At 64.4% G+C, this 4652-nt stretch carries 3 protein-coding genes and 1 pseudogene; 2 read left to right on the plus strand and 2 right to left on the minus strand.

What is annotated here, in order from left to right; all coding sequences use genetic code 11:
* Window positions 1-105 precede the first annotated feature (105 nt).
* Window positions 106-1014: pseudogene (locus tag ACFVIM_RS32965) on the plus strand (IS5 family transposase).
* Between the two features lie 224 nt (window positions 1015-1238).
* Here the strand turns inward: ACFVIM_RS32965 and ACFVIM_RS32970 are convergent.
* Window positions 1239-1993 (minus strand): IS5 family transposase gene (locus ACFVIM_RS32970; RefSeq protein WP_384309409.1). Its coding sequence is split into 2 segments (ribosomal slippage): window positions 1239-1643 and window positions 1646-1993, totalling 753 coding nucleotides; the frame shifts between segments, so codons are not numbered across the junction.
* A 41-nt stretch (window positions 1994-2034) separates the two neighbouring features.
* A complete protein-coding gene (locus ACFVIM_RS32975; RefSeq protein ID WP_384309412.1) occupies window positions 2035-2298 on the minus strand; it encodes a hypothetical protein in 264 nt (87 codons plus the stop codon).
* A 788-nt stretch (window positions 2299-3086) separates the two neighbouring features.
* On the opposite strand from ACFVIM_RS32975, the gene ACFVIM_RS32980 reads away from it, so the two are divergent.
* Complete coding sequence (locus ACFVIM_RS32980; protein ID WP_384309414.1) at window positions 3087-4046, plus strand: hypothetical protein; 960 nt, start codon at window positions 3087-3089, stop codon at window positions 4044-4046.
* Window positions 4047-4652 lie beyond the last annotated feature (606 nt).

The following is a 4652-nucleotide window of genomic DNA, read 5'->3' on the forward strand; positions in this document are numbered from 1 at the left end:
ACCGGAAACGGTGGGGCCCTTCGACGTGTCCCAGCCCTCGCTATCCTGGTTCTTGTCCACAACGGGGGCTCCGGGGCCCCTAAGGCCTGTCTAATAATTGATCTTGTGGCAGGTCGAGGAGAGTTGACGGACGTAGCGTGGGGGCGGATAGAGCCCTTGTTGCCGCAGGTGCACGGGCGTTGTCGTCCGTGGCGTGATCACCGGCAGGTGGTCAACGGAGTGTTGTGGCGGCTGCGGACCGGGGCTCCGTGGCGTGACCTGCCCGAGCGGTACGGGCCCTGGCAGACCGCCTACGAGCGGTTCGCCCGCTGGGGAACGGACGAGACCTGGGCGAAGCTGCTGGAGCATGTCCAGGTCCGCGACGATGCGGTGGGCCGGGTGGAGTGGACGGTTGCCGTGGACTCCACAGTCAACCGGGCCCACCAGCACGCGACCGGCGCCCGCAAGAAGGGGCCGCGGACGGGGACGAACCGGAAGATCCGGGCCGCTCGCAGACGCGCCAGGCCCTCGGCCGGTCCCGGGGAGGACTGACCACCAAGGTCCACCTGTCTGTCGACGGCCGCGGCCTGCCGCTGTCGATCGTGCTCACGCCCGGCAACGTCAACGACGCCACGGCGTTCGGCCAGGTCCTCGGCGGGATCCGTGTCCCGCGTGCCGTCTCGGGCGGCCCCCGCACGACGCCGGAGCGCGTGCTGGGCGACAAGGCCTACTCCAGCCGGGCGATCCGTCACCTGCTGCGGTGCCGCGGCATCGCCGTCACGATCCCGAACACCGCGACCAGGCGGACACCCCCCGACGGCGCGGGGCCCTCGGCGGTCGGCCACCCGTATTCGACCGCGCCCTCTACCGCGACCGAAACGTGGTCGAACGCTGCTTCGCACGCCTGAAGCAGTTCCGCGCTGTCTCCACCCTTCGACAAGCTCGCCGACCGTTACCGCGCTGGAGTCGTCCTGGCCTCACTGATCATCTGGCTCCGCGAACCAGCCAGATGATCAATTGTCAGACAGGCATTAGATGGCTCCGGCGGTCCTCCGGGCCACGTCCTTGAGCATGGCGTCCGACATGCAGGTACCGCGCCCGCATGCTCGCGGACGTTCCCGGTTCCCACCCATGATCTGGTCGGTGACGCGGGCTGGGACACCAAGCAGCATGACAATGGTGGCGGTCGGGTGCCGGGCAGCGTGCAGCTGGCCGTCCCGCACCTTCGTGGCTTCGATCAGCCGCTTCTAAACGCCATTTCATTTGGTGAGTCTGCGATGACATATGAGGGTCGCGGCGATGGCAGTGAAGGCGAGGAAGTGTTCCGGCTTGCGCTCATAGCGGCGGTGGAGGCGTCGGCATCCGGACAGCCACGAAGCGGTCCGCTCCACGACCCGGCGATGACGGCCCAGGCGCCGGGATGACTCGACGCTCTTGCGGGCAGGGCGGTGCCGGATGCCTCGGGAGGCGAGCCATCGCCGCAGGTGGCGGTAGTCGTGTCCCTTGTCGCCATGCGGCTTGCCGGGCCGCCGACGCCGCGGGCCGCGACGTGATCGGACGGGCGGGATGCCAACCGACAAGGGCAGGCCCCGGCGGTCGACGATGAGGTGGATTTTCGATCCGTTCCTGCCCCGGTCGGTCGGATTCGGCCCCGTCAGCCGCCCCCTTTGAGGGCCCGGACGCTGACGGAGTCGATCGCGCACCGTGACCATTCCAGGTCACCCCGTGCTCCGAGTTCGTCCAGGACCAGGCGGTGGAGCTTGGCCCACACCCTGGCCTCGGTCCACTCGGAGAACCGGCGGAAGGCCGTCACCCCTGACAGCCCGAACCCCGGCGAAAGCTGGTTCCAGGTACAGCCCGAGGTGGCCACGAAGATGATCGCGGCCAGCACCTCGTGATCCCCTCGACGGCAATGCCCACCGCCCTGCGGACGCTGCGGGGCCGGCGGCACCACCCACTGGAACAACTCCCACAGGTCTTCAGGCGCCAACCGTTCGACAAGCGCAGCAGCCATCACCCCAGACTGCCGCAAGATCACGCAAATGAAGTGGCGTCTTAGTCGTGATAGTCCGCGTTCGGGCTCAGCAGGCCACCGAGCGGCTTGGTGAACCTGTAGTCCGACTCGGCCCACAGGTCGCCGGTCGCCTTGCGTTCGCGCTCTTGCGTCTCGCGGTGGGCACGGAGCATGGCGACCAGCGGGCCCGGCAGGGGCACGGGTGCGGCGGCCCGCTCGGAACGTGACTTGATATTCCTGGTCTCGCGCTGGACTTGCACCTTGTCCGGGCAATCCCGTTCCCGCCCGGCCGCACGTTGAGGCATCCACGCACCCTGCTTGTACCTGGGGCACAGACGGTTCCGGCGCAGTTATCAGACACTCGTTGCCGAGGTCGACATCAGACCAGGGCATTCCAACAGTCTCGCAGCGTAGCTGATCGCCTTGGAGCACTGCAGGTGTGAATACTGTCGGCTTGGTTCACAACCAGGTCCTGACCGGCGCCTCTGGCGTCGGGATGGAGAAGGCGGAGCCGGGTGAGAAGCCTGACCGCTCAACCGCGCGGGCCTCGCTGCAGGACGGAGGAAATGCGGGACCACCGTGCGCAGCCGCTCGGCCGCCAAGCTGACCAGTGGGACGCTGAGCACGGGCCAGGGATGGGTCATGACGATGTGAGGCAACTGCTGACGCCCAGGTCACGGCATACCTGGAATGCCCCCTCAAGAGCCCGACACCTCGGCCGGAGTGGAGAACTCAGCACCATCACGCATACGGCGGGTTCCGCGGCTCTAGTCGCTGTCAGGTGCTGGCCGCGCAGGTCCTCAGCTGCGAACACACACACGCACACGGATCGCATGGCGCAGAGGACCAGGTCACGTGCAGACGGCTGCTGGGCGGCACCCCCATCCTAGGACTCAAGCCATCGCACAAAAATGGTCAAAGACGATCCACATCGTTCTCAATCTCCAATTAATCAGTCACTTACCTCTGCAATGGAACAATGCATGCAACCCGAAGACTCTCCGACCTAGCATCTCTAGCGAGTGATCGAGACGCGCAGGCGCGCCACCCTCGACCCCCGAGACATCGAAACAAAGCGAGGACAGGGCAGAACGTGACCGAGGAAGACAGCGAGAATCCGCGCGCATACACCGAGATCACCGAAGTTACACCCGGCAAGTGTTCGAGTTGGATGGAAAAGAGGACATGCAACCGCGTCCCCTTGAAGCGCTCCAATGTAGACAAGTTTAAGAGCATTCTGCGAAATGATCAGTTTCGCACTACCCACCAAGGCTTCGCTCTGGACTCACATGGCTGCCTCATTGACGGACAGCACCGAGCCGCCGCCATTATCGAGACCGGCGTTACAGTGACTGCGCAGGTCACGTACAACCTCAGCCCGGACACCTTTGCCGCGATTGACGGCGGTCGCGTCCGTGCAGCCGGCGACTTCGTCGCACAGATCACGGAGATGAGGCAGAGCAACGCCAACGTCTATGCAGCCGCTCTTAAAATCATTGCAAACCGCGCTGCGGGCCTGCACTGGATGAGGTGGAGCAGCGGACGGCTGACCGCCGAACACGTACAGGATTTGGTTCCAAGGTGGCCAGTCGACGAGGGCCGCATCGTCCGCCTAGTCAGCAAGGGAAAGCAATGTCACTCCAGCGCAACGGGATTGATTGTCGCGCGCACGATCATTACAGAAGTATGGCCTGAGAGTATCGCCGACCTGTTCTTCGACGGCATCGGTGAGACCAGCCGCGAATTTGTCGGGCGAGACCCTCGCTCCCTGTACACGAACACCATGATCAATGTGAACCGCGGGGTTGTGAGCAGGGACAGCGTTCAGCAGTCGGCCCAGGCCATCAAAGCGTTCAACGCTCTTGTATCAGGTGAATCTATTGGTACCCTGAAAAAAATGAAGGCGGCTGGCGTAAAGATTATCAAGGATCGACGAACTGGCAAGGAGATTCAGCAGGAGTACCCTCCAGATCGTTACCCGGAAGTTATTCAGCCAGCCATCAACATCAGTGACAAGTGGCTTGGAAGTGACGACACAAGGTCGATCGGGTAAGAGAACAGGTCGATTCTCCCGCCGGAGCAAGCGCACCCATTCACGAGGGACAAGGCGCTGCGCCCGACCGACTTCGGCAGCAAGCGCGAGAGCAGGTCCCTCAACGCCGAGGCGAAGTCGCGTGGCATCGGCAGCATTGCCACGCGCTGGTGATACGAAGTCGTCGGCCTCTTGGGAGCCAAGATATGAGGTGAGTGTCAAGGTTTGGCGTCGTTCACCGGCGGCCGCTTGGCGAGTACCCGGAGTTTGGTCGGGCTCTGACGCGGTGCTCGGAACTGGTCACGGACAGCCTGCGTTCGGCTGGCGCGACCTGCGATTCCGGCAAGCGGCGGGATGAAGGCTTGAGGCAGCCTCGTCGCACTGCCGGGGCTCGTGGCAGGAACACCACTCGACCGGTTGCAATTTCGGTTGCGTTCATCCTGGTCCAGCACAGTCCGCAACCGGCCGAGCGAACCGCATCGCCACCGGTCAGGACGTCCGTGACCATCTTTGAACAGCCAGACGAACATTTGGAAAGCGTGTTGGGGGCAACCCCTCACGAGTTCGAATCTCGTATCCTCCGCCAGTGCCTCACCGGGCACGATGTCGAAGGGCCCCACCGGGAAC

This window comes from Streptomyces sp. NPDC057638 (assembly GCF_042800315.1).
GTDB lineage: Bacteria > Actinomycetota > Actinomycetes > Streptomycetales > Streptomycetaceae > Streptomyces.

Excerpts from the sequence above, each read along its gene's own strand:
- ACFVIM_RS32975 (WP_384309412.1), bottom strand. The coding sequence starts at position 2,298 with ATGCCTCAACGTGCGGCCGGGCGGGAACGGGATTGCCCGGACAAGGTG.